Source organism: Phyllobacterium sp. (genome assembly GCF_037994425.1).
In the GTDB taxonomy this organism is placed as follows: Bacteria; Pseudomonadota; Alphaproteobacteria; order Rhizobiales; family Rhizobiaceae; genus Phyllobacterium.
Genome location: NZ_JBBNAM010000440.1, coordinates 18960 through 41983, shown reverse-complemented (window position 1 = coordinate 41983; position 23024 = coordinate 18960). Strand labels below are relative to the sequence as shown.

Here is a 23024-nt window from a genome sequence, read left to right as displayed (position 1 = left end):
TGGACTTGGGCGGCAATCAGCGGGAAGTCAAGTCGGAAGACGATGTTCCATCAACACCCAGCTCGTTTTCCGGTCGCAGTTTATATCTTCGCCACAGGGAGATTGCCAAAATAACGACCAGGGTTGCAGCAAGGCCATACCACGTGACAGCGTATTGGAGATGGCTGTTGGGCAGATCGATGATCGTGACGCCGCCGACCGGCGCGCCACCCGGATTTGGCGCCTTGTCAGCGTCAATGAAGAAGGGCACGAGCTTGGCAGCGTCGATCCCCGACTGCCCGGCCATCGTCACGAGGTCCTTCCAGTAGTAGATATTGGCCTTCAGATCGTTGTCCGGGACGAGCGAGGACGGTTTGGCCGCCAGCGGGTTCCGGGCAAGGCCCGTAATCGTTACCTTTCCTTCGACCTGTCCCTCCGAACGCGTCGCCGGTTCCTTTCGGTCATAGGGAACGAAGCCGCGATTGACGAAAACGGCGCGGCCGTCGTCGAGCAGCAGCGGCGTATAGACATAGAAACCGGAGTAGCCATCGTAGGTCGCAAAGAAATGCCGTTCCTCACCATTGAGCAGCCGGCCAGAGACCGTAACCGTGCGATAGTCGACATCATTGCCGTTGGCCCATATCTTCTCGATATCCGCGAGTGGAACCGGGGCTGCATGGGTTCGCGCCTCGATTTCGGCCAGAAGCCCCTCCTTCCAGTAGAGGCGTTCGACCTGCCACGTGCCGAGCGCAATGAGGACGGCAAAGACCAGAATGCCAAGGATGATCGTGATCCATGGGAATTTCTGACCGCGTGCTGGCTCGGAAATCTTACTCATGAGCGGCGGGACGATCGAGCTGCCCTTCAGCGGCCTTGTGCTTGTACTGAAGGGCGATCAGGGCGCCCTTCATCCAGCGAAGGGTGGACAGGCAAAGCACCAGCGCCAGAGGAATCCATAATACGAAGTGCACCCACAGAGGCGGATCGACGTTGACCTCCATCCACAGCGCCAGCCCGACGACAATGAACCCGATCAGGAGCATGACCAGCACCGCCGGACCTTCGCCGGTATCGATAAACGAATAGTCGAGGCCGCAGCTTGCACATTTCGGCGCGGGCTTCAGGAATCCGTCGAAAAGCTTGCCTTGGCCACAGCGTGGGCATCGGGCCTTAACGCCCGCAGTGATCGGATCGACCGGCGGATAAAGGGCTGTGTCTTCATTCATTGGAACATGCGCTCAAGGATTGGTTCAATAGGTGCCGTAATCCGAACAAGCGTCCAAATCGTGGCCATCGCGCGATTAGTGACGGCAACGCGACCGTCTGTCCAGCCGTTAGAGCGTTTCCTGCCCTCAGCGAAACATCCGGCCGGGATCCGCCTGCCTCTTCGCGTCCTTACAAGAGAAAAGGGCGGCCATGTCGCCATGCCCGCCCCTCTGATTTCGATGATGGCCGCTTATTCGACAGCGATCGGAGCGCCCCAACCTGCCCAAACATAGATGGAGAAGAAGAGGAACAGCCAGACGACGTCAACGAAGTGCCAATACCAGGCCGCTGCCTCGAAGCCGAAATGCTTCTGCGGGGTAAAGTCGCCGCGGATCGACCGCAACAGGCAGACTGCAAGGAAAATCGTGCCGATGATCACGTGGAAACCATGGAAGCCGGTAGCCATGAAGAAGGTCGCGCCGTAGATCGAATCCTTGAACGCGAACGGCGCATGCACGTACTCGAAGCCCTGCACGAAGGTGAACAGCATGCCGAGCAGAACGGTCAGCGTGAGACCCGTAATCAGACCCTTGCGGTCATTGTGCAAGAGTGCGTGGTGCGCCCAGGTGACGGTCGTTCCCGAGAGAAGCAGGATGATCGTATTGTACAGCGGGAGATGCAATGGATCGAGAACCTCGATACCCTTGGGCGGCCAGACGCCACCGGTAAATGCGGTCCGGGCAACCTGCTCCGCTTCACCGGGGAACAGGCTTGCGTCGAAGAAGGCCCAGAACCAGGCAACGAAGAACATCACCTCGGAAGCAATGAACATGATCATGCCGTATCGCAGGTGCAGCGAGACGACACGGGTGTGATGGCCCTGCTTGCTCTCCTTGATCGTGTCCGACCACCAGCCGTACATCGTGTAAAGGATGATCACGAGCCCGATGAGGAAAATCCACGGCGTCGTCAGGTTGGCTCTGAACAGCACGAGTTCGCCGCCAGCGTGATAACGCATGAATGCGATCCCGCCGAGGGCCAGGATGAAAGCACCGACCGAGCCGAGGAACGGCCACGGACTTGGATCGATGATGTGGTAGTCGTGATGTTTCTGGTGTGCTTCGGCCATTCTAACCCCCGCAATTTCTGTTCATCTGTTAGCACCGACCAGGGCCGGCGCAAGTTCAAAGCTGTCCGGACGCGTTTTCCTTCTTCGCATCGGTGTTGGCGGCCAGGGGGGCCGGCATGGCGATGGGGAAGAACGTGTAGGACAGGGTGATGGTATTGACGCCCTTTAGCTCAGGCGAATTGACGATGTCCGGATCGACAAAGAATACAACCGGCATTTCGAGGTCTTCGCCAGGTTTCAGCACCGTATCGGTGAAGCAGAAGCACTCGACCTTGTTGAAATAGGCGCCGGCCGCCTGCGGCGTCACATTGAATGCTGCGCGGCCTGCTGTCGGGCTGTCGGCAATATTCTTCGCCTCATACTTGATGAGTGTGGTCTCGCCAATGTTCATCGTGACGTCACGTTGAACCGGCTCGAACTTCCAGGGAAGTCCGCCAGAGGTGTTCGCATCGAAACGCACGGTGATCTTCTTGTCGAGTATCGTGTCGGACATCTGCTCGACACGCTGCGTTGTCCCGCCATAGCCAGTGACCTGGCAGAACATTGCGTAAAGCGGCACCGCGGCAAACGCGATGCCCACCATTCCGAAGAAGAACGCTAGGCACGAGATCGCGATGGTGCGATCCGAAACCTTGCGTTTCTGCTCGGCCGGAGCATTCACGCTCCCTACGTTTTCCTCAGACATCGAACCACTCATCACATCGGCCGGATAAGAATATTGGCGCCGAGCTTCGCCCAGGTACCGACATAGACAATGATCACGAACGCAGCGAGTGCCAGGGCGAGTGCGATGGAGCGGCTGCGCTGCGCCTTCTTCTGCTTGTCGGTAAGGGTCACACGATCATTGCTCATATCAGGCACCTGCGAGGAGAAGTGCTTTACGCACAAGAATTTCGCCGAGAAGAACGGCATAAATACCGAAAAGGTATAGAATGGAGAAACCGAACATTTTTTTGGCTGGCTTGATCATTTCCTTGCCCACCGGCGCTCGCCACACCCTCAAGGCATAGGTGATGAAGACAACGCCCATCGCGACGGCGAACAGTCCATAGACCGGACCTGCGAAACCCATGATCCACGGCAGAACCGCAACGGGTGCCACAAGGAGCGTATAGAGCAGGATCTGGAATTTCGTCGATGCCGGCCCCATGACATTCGGCATCATCGGGATTTTCGCCTTTTCATAGTCGTCCGACATGAAGAGCGACAGCGCCCAGAAATGCGGCGGCGTCCACAGGAAGATGATCATGAACAGCACGATGCTTTCCATGCTCACCGAATTGGTAACGGCGGCCCAGCCGATCATGGGTGGGAACGAACCCGCGGCGCCGCCAATGACGATGTTCTGCGGCGTCGAACGCTTCAGCCACATCGTATAGATGACCGCATAGAAGAAAATCGTAAAGGCAAGCAGGAACGCTGAAAGGACATTGACGAAGAGACCGAGCGTTACAACCGAGAAGGCCGAAAGCAACAGCCCGAAGGTCAGCACTTCCTCGCGGCTGATGCGTCCGGCGGGGATCGGACGCTTGGCCGTGCGCTTCATGATTGCGTCGATATCCGCGTCGTACCACATGTTGAGCGCGCCCGAGGCCCCTGCCCCGACCGCGATGCAAAGGATGGCGATGCCGGCCAGGACGGGGTTGATATGTCCTGGCGCAGCCAACAAGCCGACAAGGGCGGTAAAGACCACAAGCGACATCACCCGCGGCTTGAGCAGGACGACATAGTCCGAAGCACTGGCCTCAGAGAGGCCGATGCTCGTATCCATGCTCGCGTTTTTCTCTACCAATGCCATTTGTTCGATCTTGCTGTAGTCCGATAGATTTTCGTCAGGCCGATCCGGACCACTGGTATCAACGGTCCGGATGCCCATCGTCTTACTTGATGCGCGGGAGCTGTTCCCACTGATGGAACGGCGGCGGCGAAGAAAGCTGCCATTCCAGCGTGGTCGCACCGACGCCCCATGGATTTGCACCCGCTTCACGCTTCTTGGCGAACGCCTCCAAGACACCGAAGAGGAAGATCAGCACGGCAACACCGGAAATGTACGAGCCGATCGACGATACTTCGTTCCAGCCGGCAAATGCATCCGGGTAGTCGATGTACCGGCGTGGCATGCCGGCGAGCCCGAGGAAATGCTGCGGGAAGAACACCAGGTTGACGCCAATGAACATCACCCAGAAGTGCGTGTTGGCGATGGCGTGATTGTACATGTAGCCAGTCATCTTCGGGAACCAGTAGTACCAGCCCGCAAAGATACCGAATACGGCGCCAAGCGAGAGCACGTAGTGGAAGTGCGCGATGACGTAGTAGGTATCGTGCATTGCGCGGTCGAGACCCGCATTGGCAAGCTGAACGCCCGTCACACCGCCGATGGTGAAGAGGAAGATGAACCCGATCGCCCAGATCATCGGCGGCTTGAATTCGATCGAACCGCCCCACATCGTTGCAATCCACGAAAAAATCTTCACGCCAGTCGGCACGGCAATGACCATCGTGGCGAACACGAAGTAGCGCTGCGTCTCGAGCGAGAGACCGACCGTGTACATGTGGTGTGCCCAGACGATGAACCCGACGACGCCAATGGCGACCATCGCATAGGCCATGCCGAGGTAACCGAAGATCGGCTTCTTCGAGAAGGTCGAGACGATGTGGCTGATGATGCCGAAGGCCGGCAGGATCATGATGTACACTTCCGGATGCCCGAAGAACCAGAACAGATGCTGGAACAGCAGCGGGTCGCCGCCACCTTCAGGCGAGAAGAAGGTCGTGCCGAAGTTGCGGTCAGTCAAAAGCATGGTGATACCGCCAGCCAGAACCGGCAGGGCCAGCAGCAGGAGGAAAGCAGTGATCAGAACCGACCAGGCGAACAGCGGCATCTTGTGCAGTGTCATGCCTGGAGCGCGCATGTTGAAGATCGTCGTGATGAAGTTGATCGCACCGAGGATCGACGACGCACCGGCAATGTGCAGCGACAGGATCGCGAAGTCCATCGCCGGTCCGGGCTGGCCCGAGGTCGAATAGGGCGGATAGATCGTCCAGCCACCGCCGGTGCCGAAGCCGCCGGCAGGACCCGGAACGAACATCGAAAGAATGAGCAGGAGGAGCGCGGGCGGGAGCAGCCAGAACGAGATGTTGTTCATGCGCGGGAACGCCATGTCCGGTGCACCGATCATGATCGGCACCATCCAGTTGGCAAAGCCACCGATCAGTGCCGGCATGACCATGAAGAAGATCATGATGAGGCCGTGCGCCGTCGAGAACACGTTGTACATCTGCTTGGCGCCATCGATGGCCGCATCGCCTTCGTAGCCGTAGACCATCGACGCAAGGCCATGGAATATCTGGATGCCGGGCTGCTGCAGCTCGGCGCGCATGGCGATCGAAAGAGACCCGCCAATGAGACCGGCCACGATTGCGAAGATCAGATACAGCGTACCTATATCCTTGTGGTTGGTCGAATAAACCCAACGCGTCCAGCCTGTCGGCTTGTGAGCGTCATGGGCTTCGTGAGCTGCAGAACCTGCCATCAAAGTGCTCCCGTTCCTAAATCTAGTCGCGTAACCAGCTCAGTTGCCGGCAACGTTCACGTTCTTGTCTGCGTCGATTTTGGCGGTCAACGCCTTGAATGCGCCCGGAAGATCCTTCCCGGCGGCGGCGAACCACGTATCGTACTGTTGTTGCGAGACTACATGGATCGCGATCGGCATGTAGGCATGGTCCTTGCCGCAAATCTGCGAGCACTGACCGTAGTAGATGCCTTCCTTTTGTGCCTTGAACCAGGTCTCGTTGCTGCGGCCGGTGACGGCGTCCATCTTCACCCCGAAAGCCGGCATGGAGAATGAATGGATCACGTCGGCGCCGGTAACCAGAAGGCGCACAGTCGTATTGACCGGCACGACCATTTCATTGTCGACTGCCAGGAGGCGCGGAAAGGCCTCGCGATCCTCTTTGCCAAGGCCGGCCCGGTCGGCGTCCTTCAGGAGCACCGAATCGAAGGAGACGGGGGCCTCGCCTGACTGGTATTCATAGCCCCAATACCATTGATAGCCGGTGGCCTTGATGGTCATCTTGGGCTCTTCGGAAGAATACTGGGCTGTAAGGAGCTGGAAGGAAGGAATCGCCAGGAAAAGCAGGATGACGACTGGACCGACGGTCCAAACGATCTCGACGGCCGTATTGTGGCTGGTCTTCGAGGGAACCGGATTGGCGCTCGCACGATAGCGAATCATCACCCAGGCCAGAAGCACCATCACGAAAAGCGTGATCGGCACGATAAACCACAAAGTATAGCGCTCGAACCAAACGATCTGCTCCATGATTGCAGAAGCAGCGGGCTGGAACGTCATCTGCCAAGGCTCAGGCTTTGCTGCATGAGCAGCCGTTCCGGCACCGAGCAGGCCACCCAGGACACCCATCAGCGTGACAAAATTCTTCTTCACCTAGAAATCTCCCGAATGAAGCTTTGATTCCATACGTTAAGACCGGGCGCAGGAAAGGCCCGGTTATATGCCGCGTTCAAACCACACATTAGCTTACATCGCAAGGAAGGCGAACGTGATCTCATGCGGCATTTTTGCGCGCGGCTTTCCCTTCCGATGGCATATGATGGCCTGAGCGGGCATGTTTTTTCGCATTCGCGATGTTTTTGCTGCCCAAGGCACAAAAGGGCTCACAATCCGGCCATTATTGCATTACACGACACATTCCACAGCCGCTGTATGCTGGGGAGTATTGGTGCGGCATTCTTTTCATCTTCGACGGGGAGGTTTAACGTCTGGATGATTCGTTTTGGAGCCTATATGTCGTTTTTTCCGCTACGCAGCATCGCCATCGGCCTGCTTACCCTGTCGTTGACCGCCCTTGCGGGTGCTGCCATGGCAGCGCAGCAAAGCGGCACGGTCAAGTCCACCCATGGAGCATGGTCGATCCTCTGCGATACGCCCGCGGGCGCCAAATCCGAACAGTGCGCACTGATACAGAACGTCGTCGCTGCCGACCGCCCCGAAATGGGCCTGTCGGTCGTAGTGCTTAAGACGGCTGATAACAAGGCCAAGATCCTGCGCGTTCTGGCGCCGCTTGGCGTACTTCTGCCGAATGGCCTCGGCCTCAACGTCGACGGCAAGGACATTGGACGCGCCTATTTCGTGCGCTGCTTCGAAGACGGATGCTACGCGGAGGTCATTCTGGAGGATCAACTGGTCCAGACCTTGAAGACCGGCAAGGCCGCCACTTTCATCGTGTTCCAGACACCCGAAGAAGGTATTGGCATTCCCGTCGAACTAAATGGATTCGGCGAAGGCTTCGACGCCCTTCCCTAACCTTGCACAATATTAATGTTGTCGTGAGCCGATCGAAGGCCTACATCCGGGTTCATGCACCTTGAACCTGGATGTTTTGTCATGAAGAGCCTTATCGACAGTTTTGACGCGCCACGCGAAAAAGTCCTTGAAACCGTCAAGCAAAGCCTCGTTGGCGCGGACGATGGCGAACTGTTCCTCGAATACAGGGAATCGGAAGGCCTCGTCTTTGACAATGGTCGCCTGAAGAATGGCTCGTTCAACCAGGATCAGGGCTTCGGCCTGCGCGCGGTAGCAGGCGAAGGCGTGGGCTATGCCCATGCCGGCGAGTTGTCACTCAGTGCCCTGAATAGGGCGGCCGATGCAGCTTCCGCCATCCGGACAGGCCATGCAGGCACCTATACCGCCGCCCCGCCCGGAACCAATCGCAGCCTTTACAGCGATGAAAATCCACTCGGCTCGCCGACATTCGAGGCAAAGGTAAAGTTGCTGCAGGAGATCGACGCGTATTTGCGTGACAAGGACCCGAAGGTACGGCAGGTTTCCGTATCGCTTGCCGCGTCGTGGCAGCAGGTGGAGATTTTGCGTGCCGACGGCCACTTCGTCCGCGACGTGCGTCCGCTGGTCCGCCTCAACGTCAGTGTCGTCGTCGGCGAGGGTGAGCGCCAGGAAAGCGGCTCGTTCGGCGCCGGGGGCCGCAAGGGCTTCGGTGAATTTATCGCGACCGACAAATGGCACCACGCGGCAGACGAAGCGCTGCGACAAGCACTTGTCAATCTCGAGGCGATCCCAGCTCCGGCGGGCACCATGGACATCGTTCTCGCGAGCGGCTGGCCGGGCGTCATGCTGCATGAAGCCGTCGGCCATGGCCTCGAAGGCGATTTCAATCGCAAGAAGACCTCGGCTTTTGCCGGCCTCCTCGGACAGAAGGTTGCATCGAAGGGCGTGACGGTTGTCGATGACGGGACAATTGCCGAACGTCGCGGATCACTGACGATCGATGATGAAGGCATGCCAACCAACAAGACAGTCCTGATCGAAGACGGTATCCTCGTCGGATACATGCAGGACCGGCAGAATGCCCGCCTGATGGGAATGCAACCAACCGGCAATGGCCGGCGCGAATCCTACGCGCATGTGCCGATGCCGCGCATGACCAACACCTACATGCTCGGCGGCGACAAGACCCCGGAGGAAATCGTTGCCTCGGTCAAGAAGGGCATCTATGCCGTTTCTTTCGGCGGCGGCCAGGTCGACATCACATCCGGTAAATTCGTCTTCGGCTGCACCGAAGCCTATCTGATCGAGGATGGCAAGGTCGGCGCGCCGATCAAGGGCGCCATGCTCATCGGCAACGGTCCGGACGCGATGCAGCGCATCTCGATGATTGGCAACGACCTTCAGCTCGATACGGGCATCGGCATGTGCGGCAAGGCGGGGCAATCCGTTCCCGTCGGCGTCGGCCAGCCGCATCTGCGCATGGACCAGATGACTGTCGGCGGAACCTCGGTGTAGTCGTCCTACTTTTTGCTGAGCAGCGCCACCGCCTCGACATGCGGCGACCAGAGGAATTGGTCGATCGGAACGACCCGGTCGATCCGGTAGCCGCCCTTGGTGAGGATGCTCAGATCTCGCGCCAGCGTCACGGGATTGCATGACACCGCCGCCACTTTCGGCACCGCTGATTTGGCGATCTCGCTACATTGTGCTTCAGCGCCAGCACGCGGCGGATCGAAAACGAGACCGCTGAACGGCGCAAGTTCCCGCGCGAGGAATGGCCTGCGGAAGAGATCACGGCGCTCGACTGTGACTGGCTTCAGTCCCTGCACCTGACGAACACTGCGATCGAGCGCGCCGACCGCAGCCTCATCGCCTTCGACTGCGTGGACAGCCGACTTTTCCGCGATACGCAAAGCGAAAGTGCCCGAGCCGGAAAAAAGGTCGAGGGTTTTCTTGGCCTTGGCAAGGTGGGCCGTCACCAATGCGGCCATCGCATTTTCGGCATCGACCGTCGCCTGCAGGAATCCCCCGGCAGGCAGAAAGACCGGCACTCTGCCGAACTGAACCATGGGCTTGCGGGGTTCAACGATGATCTCGCCCTCATAGGTAAGGCGCGCAAAACCCTTCTTGAGGACGAGCGCTGTCAAAGCCTGTCGCTTCGCCGCGTCTGGGGCCTTGCATCCGGACACCATGATATCGAGGCCCGAAGCTGTCGCCGTCACCGTCAATCGAAAAGGCTTCATGCCTCCCCCGACAACGGCAACGAGATCGCGAAGATCATCGAGCCGCGACACGATCTCCGGCACGGTGACCGGACATTCCGAAATATCGATCAGTTCGTGGCTCAAGTGTCGATTGAATCCTAGGACCGCGCCGTGATCGCTCGTCCGCGCGGCAAACACCGTCCGGCGCCGCGTATGCGGAGCGCAGGGCACCAGCGGCTCGAGATCGAAGACGAGACCCCGTCCTGCCAACGCCTCATGGACCAGGGAACGTTTCCACTCCCTATAGGGCGCCTCCTGCCAATGTTGCAGTGCGCAGCCCCCACACTCTTCAAAGTGCCGGCAGGCGGGCGCGATTCGCTCCGGCGAAGCTTCGAGCAGAGCCATCAGCGTGCCGCGCCCATGGTCGAGCGCGATATTGGCGCTCTCGCCCGGCAGCGAAAACGGAACATAGGCGATCCCGGCGGCCGTCGAGGCAATGCCGTCGCCTCCTGCTCCCATTTTCTCAATCGTAACCCGTGTGCTCATCAAACTTTTCTTTTCAATCCGGCGAGAAGATACTCACGGTTGCCGTCACCGCCTTCGATTGGCTAAGGACAAATTCCAAGCGCCTTCCAGTCCGGCATTGCATCAAGCCAGTTTCTTAGATCATCCGCCACCCGTTCGCCATCCCTTGGGTCACGCAACAGGCCGCCCTTGCCGATTGCCTCGCGGCCGGCTTCAAACTGCGGCTTGACAAGGAGGACGCAGTGCCCGCCCGGTTCAGCCAGATCCAGTGCGGGCGGCAAAGCGAGTTTGAGCGAGATGAAGCTTACATCCGAGACAACGAGATCGACCTTAGAGCCGCCAAGATGATCGCGCGTCAGCTCCCGCGCGTTCAGTGATTCGAGATTGCTGACACGCGGGTCATCGCGCAATCGCTCGTGCAATTGTCCGTGCCCGACATCGATGGCGACCACGTAATTTACGCCGCGCTCGATCAACACCTGCGTGAAGCCGCCGGTCGAAGCGCCTATATCGAGAGCGTTACGCCCCGCAACCGGAACCGCGAAATGATCGAGTCCTGCAATGAGCTTCAAGGCGGCGCGCGACACATAGGGGCTCGCCGGATCGTCAACACATATCGCGATGGTCTCGCCGACCACGGCACCCGGCTTGGTAACGACAGTACCCTCTACCTTGACGGTTCCGCGCACGATGGCATCGCGGGCGCGCGAACGGCTGGCAAAGAAGCCCTTCTCGACCAGCAGCTGGTCAAGCCGCATCGTCACGCGCGTGCTGGCGCAACCAGTTGATCACGTCCGAGCGCGCTGAACACTGCCTGCACGATGCCGGAACTGTCGAGCCCGGCGCGGGCATACATGGCTTCCGGCTTGGCATGATCCAGATAGACATCCGGCAGGGTCAGCGCGCGAACGCGACCCCCCTGGTCGAGAAGACCGTCATGACTGAGGAAGTGCAATACATGTGAGGCGAAGCCGCCGACAGCGCCTTCCTCGACGGTCACCAGCACTTGATGTTCGCGGGCGAGGCGGCGGATGAGATCTTCGTCGAGCGGCTTGGCAAACCGCGCATCGGCAACGGTGGTGGAAAGACCGGCAGCGTCGAGTTCCTCGGCGGCGGCAAGGCATTCCTGCAACCGTGTGCCGAACGAGAGGAGTGCGACCTTGGCGCCCTCGCGAAGGATGCGACCCCTGCCGATTTCCAGGATTGAGCCGCGCTCGGGCAAATCGACGCCAACGCCGTCGCCGCGTGGATAGCGGAAGGAAATGGGACCCTCGTCGTACGCGGCGGCTGTTCGGACCATGTGGCGAAGTTCGGCTTCATCCGATGCGGCCATGACGACGAAGCCCGGCAAGGCGGCAAGAAAGCCGGTGTCGAACGAACCGGCATGTGTCGCGCCATCCGCGCCGACCAGCCCCGCACGGTCGATCGGAAAGCGCACGGGCAGATTCTGCAGCGACACATCATGTACGACCTGGTCATATCCGCGCTGCAGGAACGTCGAATAGATTGCGGCAAAGGGTTTGAACCCCTCGCTCGCCATGCCGGCCGCAAAGGTCACCGCGTGCTGTTCGGCGATGCCGACGTCGAAGGTCCGCTCGGGAAAGGCCTCCCCGAAGAGATCGAGTCCGGTCCCACCCGGCATCGCCGCGGTAATCGCAACGATCTTGTTGTCGTGGCGCGCTTCCTCGATAAGGCTCGTTGCGAAGACCTTGGTGTAACTCGGCGCATTTGCAGGCGGTTTTGCCTGGGCGCCGGTGATCACGTCGAACTTGTTGACGCCATGATACTTGTCGGCGGCCGCTTCGGCAGGCGCATAGCCCTTGCCCTTTTGCGTGACGACATGGATCAGGACAGGGCCGTCCATCGTGTCGCGCACGTTCTTCAGAACCGGCAGCAGGTGGTCGAGATTGTGGCCGTCGATGGGGCCGACATAGTAGAAGCCCAGTTCCTCGAACATGGTCCCGCCCGTCCAGAAGCCGCGCGCATATTCCTCGGAAAGCCTCGCCTTTTCCTGGAGGAACTTCGGCAGTTTCTTTGCCAGTTGCTTTGCCGTCTCGCGGAAGGTGCGATAGGCGCGGCCGGAAACGAGGCGTGCCAGGTAGGCGCTCATCGCCCCGGTCGGCGGCGCGATCGACATGTCATTGTCATTGAGAATGACGATAAGGCGCGCATCGAGCGCACCGGCATTGTTCATCGCCTCATAGGCCATGCCGGCCGACATCGCGCCATCGCCGATAACCGAGATTACGTTGCGTCTGGTGCCGGCAAGATCGCTCGCGACTGCCATGCCGAGACCGGCGGAAATCGAGGTGGACGAATGCGCGGCGCCAAATGGATCGTACTCACTCTCGCTGCGCTTGGTGAAACCGGAGAGGCCACCCTCCTGGCGCAACGTGCGGATGCGGTCGCGGCGCCCGGTCAGGATCTTGTGCGGGTAGGCCTGATGGCCAACGTCCCAGATGATGCGGTCATGCGGCGTGTCGAACACGTGGTGGAGTGCAACCGTGAGTTCGACAACGCCAAGCCCGGCGCCGAGATGACCGCCTGTCGTCGATACGGCATCGACCAGTTCGTTGCGCAATTCCGCCGCCAACTGAGGCAAATCGGACTCCGGCAATCTGCGCAGGTCCGAAGGGATCTTGACGCGATCGAGCAGCGGTGTGTCAAAATTCTTGGCCAAGTTGCGAGGCTCCGGTTTAGAAAGTCTGCCGTTCCCTAGAGCAAATCCACCTGTGCGGCAAGAAGACGAGATTTCCTGCGTTCACATCAGTTTTCCGGCAGCGGGATGAATTCTTCTTCGTCGCCAGGCACGATATCGAAGCGGCCGGTCCGCCACTCTTCCTTGGCTTGCTCGATGCGCTCTTTGGACGAAGAGACGAAATTCCACCAGATATAGCGCTTGGATGACAACGCCGCGCCACCGAAAAGCATGAAATGCGCGCCCTCCGGCGCACCGATAATGATCTCACCGCCAGGTCGGAATGCCAGCAGGCGGTCAGCCGGGAATGTCTCGCCGGCAACTTCCACCGGCCCCTCGAGCGTATAGATGGCCCGCTCCTCGGCCGCCGTTCCCGGTATCTGGATGCGCTTTCCCGGGGCAAGCCGGATATCGACATAGAGTGTTTCGGCATGCTGTTTCACTGCCGACCGCGCACCGTGGAACGTTCCCATGACGACCCGCACGTCGATGCCGTTTTCGTTCAAGGAAGGAAGCTCGGCAACGCCGGTATTGGCAAAGGCCGGATCGATCTCTTCGAGATGGTCGGGCAGCGCCAGCCAGGTCTGGAGGCCGGAAATCGGCAGCGGCTCCTTGCGCAGTTCCTCCGGTGACCGTTCGGAATGCACGATGCCGCGACCCGCCGTCATCAGGTTCACGTCGCCTGGCCGGATGACCATTTCGGTGCCGAGGCTGTCGCGATGGCGTATCTGGCCGTCGAACAGATAGGTCACGGTCGACAGACCGATGTGGGGATGCGGGCGCACGTCGATCCCGTCGGTCGGGCGCAGGATCGCGGGCCCCATGCGGTCGAAGAAGATGAAGGGGCCAACCAGACGGCGCTTGGCGCTCGGCAGCGCACGGCGCACTTCAAGGCCGCCAATATCGCTGGTTCGGGGAATGATCAGTGTTTCTATGGCGTCCACCGCCGTTGCGTCGCCAGGTTCTGGGTCCTTGCAAGGGAAAAAGCTCATGGGCAATGCTCCTTGGGGTCACTTCATGACCGCATTGATACCAACCATAGAATTCCGGCGGGCCTTTGAACAGCGCGCTTATGTTAGTCTGGATCGAGCGGCTCGGTACCGACTGGCTGGCCATCGCGGCCGAGGCGAATCTTCTCGACCTTGTCTTCGGCCGCTTTCAACAAGGTATCGCAATGTTTCTTCAGCGCTTCGCCGCGTTCGTAGATGCGAATCGACTGTTCCAGCGGAACGTCGCCGCGCTCGAGGTCATCGACGATCTTTTCCAACTGGTCCAGCGCCTGCTCGAAGCTCATGGCGGCGATGTCGGAGTTGTTCTGTGCGTCGGCCATGGTCACCCTTCCATCAAGCGTTTGATATGCACGCCCGCTGAGAGCGACATTCCCTTGAGGTCGTAGCCGCCTTCAAGAAGGCTGACAAGGCGGTTTGAAGCAAAGCTCCCAGCTCTTTCCATGAGCATGGCGGTCGCCCAGTCGAAATCATCCTCGTAGAGATTTATTTCGGCAAGCGGGTCGCGGTGGTGGGCGTCAAAGCCTGCGGAAATGATAATGAGTTCCGGCTGAAATGCGTCGAGCGCCGGAAGAATCCGTGTCGTGAACGCTTCTCGGAAATGATCGCCGCCGGTCATCGGCGCAAGGGGCGCGTTGACGATGTTGCCTGCCCCCGTTTCGGATTTCGCGCCGGTACCGGGATAGAGCGGCATCTGATGCGTCGAACAATAGAGCACCGAGGGATCGTCCCAAAAGATATCCTGTGTGCCATTGCCGTGATGCACGTCCCAATCGACGATGGCGACACGTTCGACGCCGTGGGCCCTTTGTGCATGAAGCGCAGCAATCGCGGCATTGTTGAAAAGGCAAAAGCCCATGGCCTTGTTGTGTTCGGCGTGATGCCCGGGCGGGCGCGAGGCGACGAAGACATTGTCAGCTCTTCCCGCGAAAACGTCGTCGACCGCGGCGTTTGCCGCGCCTATCGCAGTCAGCGCCGCTTCCCAGCTTTTTGGGCTCACTGTTGTGTCGGCATCGACGCGCGTCAGCCCCTCATCGGGAATGCTGCTGCGGACACGCTCGAGAAACGCTTGCGGATGCGCGTAGAGGATCGTTGCTTCATCGCCCATCGGCGCTTCAACCCTGTCGAGACCGTCAAAAGCACCGTCCTCCAAGACCTTGCTCAAGGCGCGCAGTCGGTCGGGACGCTCGGGATGTCCCATCGGCGTAAGGTGTTCGAGGTAAATCGGATGCGTGTAGAGACGGGTGACCATGGGGACTTCCTGCGCTGTCAAAAGGGCACGAGCATGACCAAACACGCGCCGCGCAAATTTGCACCGGCCGCAGTCGCATATTCAAGGTGAAAGTGAGTTGCTTGGTACGAAAGTCGAATTGACGCGACTTATCACGTGATCTCGAATCGCTTCAACTCCTTCGCGATAGGTCGAGTTCGAGGCACTTCCAGAACTGCGCGCCATTAATACGATCGACGATTTTGTTGCGCACCGATTAAACGATCCGGAAAATTCCCAGTACTTTCTTTGCGGACCCGAGTCTTTTAGCCAGGATCGCAATCGTGAAGGGCGATCTTGATAAGGCGACTTCGATCCTCAAGGCCGGACTAGCCGACGGGAGTCAGGACCACGTGCCTGTCTATTATCCTCTCCTTCTTGCCCGCGACCAGAAAGGCCTAATGGAATTTTTGCGCGAGCAGCAATTGCGCTCGATCAAGGTGTGCTCAAGCTCGAAAAGTATTTCGAGCCGACGCCATTTCCAGTCGAACTCAAGGAGGGGACCTGATCCGCTAAGCCACGCTCAGCGCCTGCGCGAGATCGGCCACCAGATCGTCCGGATGTTCGATGCCGATCGATAGCCGGATCGTCGAATCGAGAACGCCGATGCGCTGGCGCACATCGACCGGCACGCCCGAATGCGTCATTGTCGCCGGATGGCTGGCAAGCGACTCAGTGCCACCGAGGCTCACGGCAAGCTTCAATATCTGCAGGGCGTTGAGGAACTTGAAGGCGGCCGGCTGGCCGCCGACAATATCGAACGAGAAGGTCGATCCCGCTCCCGTGCATTGCGCGGCAAAGGTCTTGCCGAGCGGCGACGCTGCGTCGTGGTAGGGAAGATAGTGGATTTTCTCGACCTTCGGGTGCTCGCGCAGGAAGTCGGCAACAAGGGCGGCGTTGTTGTTGGCCTTTTCCATGCGAATGCCGAGCGTTTCAAGCGAGCGCCCGAGCATCCAGCACGAATGCGGGTCGAGCTGCGTCCCGATTGCTCCACGTAGCGCCTTGACCTGCTTCATCACGGCTTTCGACCCGAGAGCGGCCCCGGCAATCAGATCAGAATGGCCGCCGACATATTTGGTCAGCGAATAGAGCGAGATATCAGCCCCGTGCTCGATTGGGCGCTGGAACACAGGTCCGAGCAGGGTGTTGTCGCAGGCAATTATCGGACGGTGCCCCTGCGTCTCGCTGATGGCGTCGGCGACCCGGCGGATCATCGCAACGTCGACGAGACTGTTCGTCGGGTTGGCGGGCGTTTCGATCAGGATTACAGAGACACGACCACGCTTCATCGCCTCTTCGGCGGCTGCCTGTACGGAGGTCTCGTTTACACCATCCGCAAAGCCGACGGCCGCAACGCCCATATTGAGAAAGGTCCTGGCAAGCAACGTTTCCGTTCCCCCATAGAGCGGCTGCGAATGGAGGATCGCATCGCCCGGACGGACGAAAGCAAGGAGTGTCGTGGCGATCGCGGACATGCCGGAAGAAAACAGGGCGCAACTTTCCGTGCGCTCATAAACGGCGAGCCTATCCTCGACGATCTCGCTGTTCGGATGGTTGAAGCGCGAGTAGACAAGACCTGCGCCTGTGCCTTCCGGAGGTTCGCGGCGTCCGGAGACGAAGTCGAAGAAATCCCTCCCTTCCTCCGCCGACTTGAACACGAAAGTCGAGGTGAGGAATACCGGCGGCTTCACCGCCCCTTCCGACAATTCCGGGTCATAACCGTAATTGAGCATCAGGGTTTCCGGATGCAGTTCGTGATTGCCGATGCGGGTTTTGGAGGGATGGGGAGCGGTCATGGCAGTCTCCTCGCTGGTATGAGCCTTACCAGCGAGACTATAGCAAATACAGCGACGGTTCCTTGCGAATTTGACCGGCCAATCGCAACAGTTTGATCGCTAGAGAATGTCCGTCTTGATGATCTGGATACCGAATCCTTCGAGGCCGACATAATGGCGCTCGCGCGATGACAGGAGCCGGATCGATGTGATGCCGAGATCTTTCAAGATCTGCGCGCCAAGACCGATCTGCCGCCACTCCTCCTCGCGCACCTTCGCTTCGGCATGGGCTTCGCGGTCCTGCAGTGTGGCGCGATTGCGGTCGTCATCGCGGCCAACGCCGACGGAACCTTCGCGCAGGTAGACGATCACGCCACGTTTTTCCTCGGCGATGCGGTTCATGATGCTGTCGAGTGTATTGCGCGCACCGAACACATCGCTCAGCACGTCCTCGCGCTGCAGGCGCACGGGAACATCCTCGCCGTCGCGAATATCACCATAGACGATCGCCGCATGATGCATCGGCTCCCAGGGCAACGCATAGGTGATCGCCTTGGCCTTGCCGGCGCAGGTATCGATGTCGTATTCGCCGATGCGCTCGATGAGGGTTTCCTTGCGCTGGCGATAGGCGATGAGGTCGGCGACCGTTACCTGATGCAGCTTGTTCGTCTCAGCGAAGGCTGCGACCTGGGGGCCGCGCATGACCGAGCCATCATCATTGACGAGTTCGCAGATGACGCCGACCGGCGGAAGTCCGGCAAGTTTGCAAAGATCGACGGCCGCTTCCGTATGGCCGGAACGCATCAATACGCCACCTTCGCGGGCGACAAGCGGGAAAATGTGTCCGGGCCGGACGAAATCTGCCGCACCTGCATTGGGATTGGCGAGGTTGCGGACGGTGAGCGTGCGGTCGTCGGCGGAAATGCCCGTCGTCGTGCCATGCTTGTAGTCCACCGTCACGGTGAAAGCAGTCGCGTGCGGGGCATCATTATCGGCAACCATCGGCGCAAGATTGAGACGTCGGGCATGGTCGCGCGGCATGGGCGTGCAGACGATGCCCGACGTGTGCCGGACGATGAAAGCCATCTTTTCGGGCGTGCAATGTACGGCCGCCACAATGAGATCGCCCTCGTTCTCACGCCCGTCATCATCCATGACGACGACGATTTCACCGCGCTCGAAGGCGCGCAGCGCATCAACGACCCGTTTTTGATTGTAAGCCATGGAAGCGCCCCTTCAAATGCGGCCGGTCTGGCCGCGATGCCTTAGATAGTGGTCTGCAATGGCACAAGCGACCATCGCTTCGCCGATCGGTACGGCGCGTATGCCCACGCACGGGTCGTGTCTGCCCTTCGTCATCACATCCACCTGATGGCCGTCGGCATCGATGCTGCGGCGCGGCGTCAGGATCGATGACGTCGGCTTTACGGCAAAGCGGGCAACGACAGGCGCGCCGCTCGAAATGCCGCCCAGTATACCGCCGGCATGATTGGAGAGGAATATCGGCTTGCCGTCATTGCCCATGCGCATCTCATCTGCGTTCTCTTCGCCGCTGAGCTTGGCCGATTCGAAGCCATCGCCGATTTCAACGCCCTTTACGGCGTTGATCGACATGAGGTAGCTGGCAATGTCCTGGTCGAGCTTGCCATAAACTGGCGCGCCAAGACCCGCGGGTACATTTTCCGCGACAACTTCGATGACAGCGCCGATCGACGAGCCTGCCTTGCGAATACCGTCGAGATAGGCAGCAAAGGTTTCGACCGAGCCGGCATCCGGCGTAAAGAACGGGTTGTTGTCGACCTCGGCCCAATCCCAGCGAGCGCGGTCGATCGAATGGATGCCCATACCGACCAGCGCGCCGCGCACGACGAGGCCGGGCACGATCTTGCGCGCAATGGCGCCGGCGGCAACGCGCGCCGCGGTCTCGCGCGCCGAGGAGCGCCCGCCACCACGATAGTCGCGAATGCCATACTTCACGTCATAGGTATAGTCGGCGTGACCGGGACGATACTGGCGGGCAATGTCGCCGTAATCCTTCGAACGTTGATCCGTATTGTCGATCATCATCGAAATCGGCGTGCCCGTAGAGATCATGGTGATACCATCATCCTGAAGCATCACGCCCGAGAGGACCTTCACCTGATCGGGCTCGCGCCGCTGCGTCGTATATTTCGATTGGCCCGGCTTGCGCTTGTCGAGATAGGCCTGAATTTCCGCCTCGGTAAATGCAATTCCGGGCGGACAGCCATCCACGACACAGCCCAGCGCGATGCCGTGGCTTTCGCCCCAGGTGGTGACACGGAAAAGATGACCGAACGTATTGTGCGACATGAGGGTTACCCGCCTTTGAGAGGCGTTTTATGAGTGTTTCCTCCCGCGGTCAAACCCGTCGCCGTTAAATTCTCAACCCAGCTGGAAGACCTGTGTACCGCCCTCAAATTTCTTCGCCGGCAACCGCGGCCGCCGACAAAGGACTTCGTGAACTATTCGCTTAGTCCAGAGTGACGCCCGTACTTTTGACGACGGGCTCCCATTTTGCAATTTCCGCCTTCACATGGTCCGCCAACGCCTCGGGCGTCGATCCCACGATCTGGGCGCTGAAATCGTTCATGCGCGCGATGACTTCCGGATTTTTGAGCGCAGCATTCGCAGCTTCGTTGAGCCTGGCGACCACCTCGGGTGGGGTTCCCGCCGGCGCGAACAGCGCATTCCAGGTATAGGTCTCATAACCTGGCACGGTCTCGGCAACAGTCGGCATATCGGGGAATGACGGCGCGCGTTCCTTGGTCGTAACGCCCAGGCCTTTCAGCGACTTGGCCTTTATGTGCGCCGAGGAGGACGGGAGGTTGTCGAACATGATCGATACCTGATTCCCGAGAAGGTCGTTCAGTGCCGGACCTGCGCCCTTATAGGGAATGTGCTCCATCTTCACGCCGGCCATGCTTTTGAAGAGTTCGCCGGAAAGGTGGAGCGGCGTGCCATTTCCCGACGATGCGTAGGAATACTTATCCGGATTGGCCTTCAGAAGCTCGATGAGTTCCTTCACGTTGTTGACCGGAAGTTGGGGATTGACCACCAGAACATTGGGAACGACGACGAGAAGTGAAACCGGCGCAAAATCGGTGACCGGATCATAGGGCTTCGTCTTCAGCATGAGCGGATTGAGAGCATGGGTCGCAACTGTTCCCATGAGGATGGTGTAGCCGTCGGCATCCGCCTTGGCGACTCGGGCCGCGCCGAGATTACCGCCGGCGCCGCCGACATTTTCGACGATCACCTGCTGCCCGAGGGATTTCGACATGTTGGCTGCCACAAGTCGGGCAACGAGATCGGTCGAACCACCCGCCGCAAAGGGGACGACGAGTGTAATCGCGCGCTCGGGGAATGTTTGCGCAGTTGCGGGCAATACGGATGCGACTACCGTACCGACGGTCAGTCCGAGAACAGTGCGCCTATTAAATCCCATGAAGAACTCCTCCCATGAACTTGATCGAGATTAGCAATCAAGAAAACATAGTTGGGCCAGGCAATAACGCAACCGTCTCGTCTACTTCTTGTACCGGAACACCCCAAACAATGCTGGCATCCGCTATGACGAGAGCCGCTCCCAGGCGGCTCTCCATAAGCTTCAAGGCGAACGTTTTCAGATTAATTTGTTGCTGGGGCTCGTGCAGGAGCGGGCGCTGTATAGAACGCATCAAGCGTTGTTTTCATGGGCTTTAGCGCGGCTTCAGAAAGGTACATCATGTGCCCTCCTTCAAAAACCTTCACCGGAATCTGCTTATCAAGCCCGCCAAATCTGATCTTCAGTTCCGTCGTGTAGAACGGGGTGGCGCTGTCGTAATAGCCCTGAAGCACAATTGCTTTTACCGTCGGATCCTTGTTGAGAAGGTCCCTCAAATCTGGAACCCCTTGCACAGGGACATCGTCCTTATAGTCGCAGCCGCAATGTCCACGATAGCCAGGATCGTATTCCGTGAAACTTTTCTCCATAAAGCGCGCATCCAGGATACGGGGGCCCGTGGGTTCCGGGACAGGCGGACTATCGGATCGCTCCTTCGAGAAATAGTTCATGTATGTTTTTAAATGGTGGCCAATTTCGTATAGTAGAAGTTTGTCTGTAACGCTATCGGGTTCGTAGTCGTCGGCCAACCACCGCGTATCGTACTGCGTGTTACGATTTGCCGGTGGAATCGAGGTCAGCCAACTACGAGTTAGTTTCCCCCAACCAACTTCTTTGCCCGTCATTCCTCTCAACTCCGCCAACAGAGGCTCTATTTCCTTTAGTGTCTTCTCATCGGGAGAGCGGTCCGTCCCTAACATATCCCAACGAAGCTTGTAAAACGGCATCAACCGCTCACTTAACTGCCTCAAATAGTCGGCATATTCATCAATGCTGCTCTCACGGTGCCATCGCTCTTCCGGTTTCCGAAAGTAACGATCGATCATGCCCCATACCGGGTTGTCGGAATAGTGCTTGACTGCAAATTGCTGGTCTTCATTGAGACTGGGATCGTCTCCAAAGCCCGGCGAGAAAAGTACCAGCCCCGAAAGCACATCTGTCGGCTTACCCGACGGATCGGGGTCGAAGTCTTTTGTACCTGCATCGACCAGCAAGCGACCCGCCGCCGCTATCCGGGCAGCACCGGCTGACTCTCCAAAGAGATATTTCGGAGAACTCTGCCGGTTGTACTTGTTGCTGTAGCTCGTCACAATATCCCGGGTAATCGCCGCGTCGCCACCATAGCTGTAGAACTCATTTCCAAATGGCTCAATTGGTCGCGAAAAGCCGGAACCAACGGGATCGACGAACACAAGATCACTTTGATCAAGCAGCGTCTCTTCATTGTCGATCACGGGAAATTTCAGGTCGGCCGCCTTGCGCGAAAGGTTGGGGCTGTCGATTTTCACGCGCTTTGGAGCAAATGATCCCATATGAAGGAAGAAGGAAGCATACCCAGCGCCGCCATTGAAAAAGAACGTCACTGGGCGTTTTTCCGCCGGCAGATCGTCACGCGTATAGGCCATGTAGAAGATTGACGCCTGCGGCTTTTTCTTGCCGTCGGCATCTTTCGGGCTCCACGCGATCAGGTGGCCGGCTCGTGCGGTTAACCACACGGTCTTGCCATTGATGGTCATGTTGTGGCGCTTGACAGATGTCCGCTCATTGACATTTGGCGTAGTGACCGCCGGATTTTCCTTCAAATAGAAGGCATAATCGGGTGGCGCGTAAAGTGCATAGGCCTCCTCATCGAGGCCAACGCCCCTCAGTACTGCCGCTGCGTCATCCCGCTTGCCTGCCTTTACCAGCGCGTCAGCATCACTGCGGGCCGCTGCTTGCGGGTCGGGCAGCGTAGTCGGAACAACATCGCCCGAGACCGGAACGGGCACGCCTTGAGCGACGGTCGTCGCGGTGGGTGCAGGACCGCCAAGCTGGTCAGTATCGCTGGTCGCGAAGCTGCTTGCAGCGGCATGCGGCGTATCGGATCCATCGTTGTTACAGGCTACAAGCCCTAAAAGAAGGGCCAAGAATAAGACTCTCACGATCATCAAATTTAGTTCCCAGTATTGGTTTTTTGCGTAACCAGGGTTTTCTTTCAAAGAGAGCGGCTGACGTCAATCCGACGAAAGTTGGATTTTTGCCCAACAAAAAATCAAGTATTGAAACCGCCGATTAAATAGGCGGCCAGCTTCCATTTACAGCAGCGGCGCCGCAACGCAGCGCGTTCGATTTCGTTGTGAGACCCTGCCAAACCGAAATAGTTTTGCCACGCGCTTGAGATCGTGCGCATAGGAGCGCTTACCAACTTAAAAAACCAATGAAAACAAGCATATTTGGTGGTCGCGTGGGATCGGCATACTTGCCGTGGCAAAGGAAATTGAAGCAAATCTTGCCGCGCCGTTGCCGCAAGTTCCGGCTTTGTACCG

Annotated in this window: 21 protein-coding genes; 2 read left to right on the top strand and 19 right to left on the bottom strand. The window is 58.8% G+C overall.

Translation table 11 applies throughout. From position 1 onward, the window contains the following. Nucleotides 1-16: 16 nt before the first annotated feature. The 8 genes from AAAB35_RS29085 to coxB all read right to left on the bottom strand — a co-directional run bounded on the left by AAAB35_RS29085 (nucleotide 17) and on the right by coxB (nucleotide 6735). On the bottom strand, nucleotides 17-817 hold the full coding sequence (locus tag AAAB35_RS29085; RefSeq protein ID WP_340671809.1) for an SURF1 family protein: 801 nt from the start codon (nucleotides 815-817) through the stop codon (nucleotides 17-19). Beyond that, nucleotides 810-1205, bottom strand: a complete 396-nt coding sequence (locus tag AAAB35_RS29080) for a DUF983 domain-containing protein (protein WP_340671808.1) — start codon at nucleotides 1203-1205, stop codon at nucleotides 810-812. Before AAAB35_RS29080 ends, AAAB35_RS29085 begins: the two co-directional genes overlap by 8 nt. A 230-nt stretch (nucleotides 1206-1435) precedes the next feature. Continuing rightward, complete coding sequence (locus tag AAAB35_RS29075; RefSeq protein WP_340671807.1) at nucleotides 1436-2314, bottom strand: cytochrome c oxidase subunit 3; 879 nt, start codon at nucleotides 2312-2314, stop codon at nucleotides 1436-1438. A gap of 55 nt (nucleotides 2315-2369) precedes the next feature. Next, nucleotides 2370-2999 (bottom strand): cytochrome c oxidase assembly protein, encoded by a 630-nt coding sequence (locus AAAB35_RS29070; RefSeq protein WP_340671806.1) that lies wholly within the window; start codon nucleotides 2997-2999, stop codon nucleotides 2370-2372. Nucleotides 3000-3010: 11 nt separating this feature from the next. Next, nucleotides 3011-3166, bottom strand: coding sequence for a hypothetical protein (locus AAAB35_RS29065; RefSeq protein ID WP_027230073.1), 156 nt, complete (start codon nucleotides 3164-3166; stop codon nucleotides 3011-3013). 1 nt (nucleotide 3167) lies between these two features. After that, entirely contained in the window at nucleotides 3168-4112 is a 945-nt protein-coding gene (cyoE, locus tag AAAB35_RS29060; RefSeq protein ID WP_340671818.1) for a heme o synthase, read from the bottom strand. Between the two features lie 82 nt (nucleotides 4113-4194). Further along, complete coding sequence (gene ctaD / locus AAAB35_RS29055; protein WP_340671805.1) at nucleotides 4195-5847, bottom strand: cytochrome c oxidase subunit I; 1653 nt, start codon at nucleotides 5845-5847, stop codon at nucleotides 4195-4197. Between the two features lie 39 nt (nucleotides 5848-5886). Beyond that, complete coding sequence (gene coxB / locus AAAB35_RS29050; protein WP_340671817.1) at nucleotides 5887-6735, bottom strand: cytochrome c oxidase subunit II; 849 nt, start codon at nucleotides 6733-6735, stop codon at nucleotides 5887-5889. Nucleotides 6736-7119: 384 nt separating this feature from the next. Here coxB and AAAB35_RS29045 point away from each other — a divergent pair, with 384 nt between their 5' ends. Both AAAB35_RS29045 and tldD read left to right on the top strand, forming a co-directional pair. After that, complete coding sequence (locus AAAB35_RS29045) at nucleotides 7120-7638, top strand: invasion associated locus B family protein (RefSeq protein ID WP_340671804.1); 519 nt, start codon at nucleotides 7120-7122, stop codon at nucleotides 7636-7638. Nucleotides 7639-7719: 81 nt separating this feature from the next. Further along, complete coding sequence (gene tldD / locus AAAB35_RS29040) at nucleotides 7720-9132, top strand: metalloprotease TldD (RefSeq protein ID WP_340671803.1); 1413 nt, start codon at nucleotides 7720-7722, stop codon at nucleotides 9130-9132. A 5-nt stretch (nucleotides 9133-9137) separates the two neighbouring features. On the opposite strand, the gene AAAB35_RS29035 is transcribed toward tldD, so the two are convergent. From AAAB35_RS29035 to AAAB35_RS28985, 11 genes are all read right to left on the bottom strand, one after another. Further along, the gene (locus AAAB35_RS29035; protein ID WP_340671802.1) at nucleotides 9138-10367 is read right to left on the bottom strand and encodes a class I SAM-dependent RNA methyltransferase; all 1230 of its coding nucleotides are present in this window, start codon (nucleotides 10365-10367) and stop codon (nucleotides 9138-9140) included. Between the two features lie 62 nt (nucleotides 10368-10429). Continuing rightward, nucleotides 10430-11104: a TlyA family RNA methyltransferase gene (locus AAAB35_RS29030; RefSeq protein WP_340671801.1), complete on the bottom strand. Its 675-nt coding sequence runs from the start codon at nucleotides 11102-11104 to the stop codon at nucleotides 10430-10432. 2 nt (nucleotides 11105-11106) lie between these two features. Beyond that, nucleotides 11107-13026, bottom strand: a complete 1920-nt coding sequence (dxs, locus tag AAAB35_RS29025; protein WP_340671800.1) for a 1-deoxy-D-xylulose-5-phosphate synthase — start codon at nucleotides 13024-13026, stop codon at nucleotides 11107-11109. Between the two features lie 86 nt (nucleotides 13027-13112). Then, nucleotides 13113-14036: a pirin family protein gene (locus AAAB35_RS29020; protein WP_340671799.1), complete on the bottom strand. Its 924-nt coding sequence runs from the start codon at nucleotides 14034-14036 to the stop codon at nucleotides 13113-13115. 83 nt (nucleotides 14037-14119) lie between these two features. Next, entirely contained in the window at nucleotides 14120-14374 is a 255-nt protein-coding gene (locus AAAB35_RS29015; protein ID WP_340671798.1) for an exodeoxyribonuclease VII small subunit, read from the bottom strand. A gap of 2 nt (nucleotides 14375-14376) precedes the next feature. Beyond that, entirely contained in the window at nucleotides 14377-15303 is a 927-nt protein-coding gene (locus AAAB35_RS29010) for a histone deacetylase family protein (RefSeq protein WP_340671797.1), read from the bottom strand. 530 nt (nucleotides 15304-15833) lie between these two features. After that, nucleotides 15834-17117 carry a cystathionine gamma-synthase family protein gene (locus AAAB35_RS29005; RefSeq protein WP_340671796.1) on the bottom strand — a complete coding sequence of 428 codons (1284 nt, stop codon included), beginning with the start codon at nucleotides 17115-17117 and terminating at the stop codon, nucleotides 15834-15836. Between the two features lie 99 nt (nucleotides 17118-17216). Continuing rightward, nucleotides 17217-18320: a 3,4-dihydroxy-2-butanone-4-phosphate synthase gene (gene ribB / locus AAAB35_RS29000; protein ID WP_340671795.1), complete on the bottom strand. Its 1104-nt coding sequence runs from the start codon at nucleotides 18318-18320 to the stop codon at nucleotides 17217-17219. 12 nt (nucleotides 18321-18332) lie between these two features. Further along, the gene (gene aroC, locus AAAB35_RS28995; protein ID WP_340671794.1) at nucleotides 18333-19427 is read right to left on the bottom strand and encodes a chorismate synthase; all 1095 of its coding nucleotides are present in this window, start codon (nucleotides 19425-19427) and stop codon (nucleotides 18333-18335) included. A gap of 160 nt (nucleotides 19428-19587) precedes the next feature. Next, the gene (locus tag AAAB35_RS28990; RefSeq protein WP_340671793.1) at nucleotides 19588-20562 is read right to left on the bottom strand and encodes a tripartite tricarboxylate transporter substrate binding protein; all 975 of its coding nucleotides are present in this window, start codon (nucleotides 20560-20562) and stop codon (nucleotides 19588-19590) included. A gap of 182 nt (nucleotides 20563-20744) precedes the next feature. Continuing rightward, nucleotides 20745-22646 (bottom strand): hypothetical protein, encoded by a 1902-nt coding sequence (locus AAAB35_RS28985; RefSeq protein ID WP_340671792.1) that lies wholly within the window; start codon nucleotides 22644-22646, stop codon nucleotides 20745-20747. Between the last annotated feature and the right edge of the window lie 378 nt (nucleotides 22647-23024).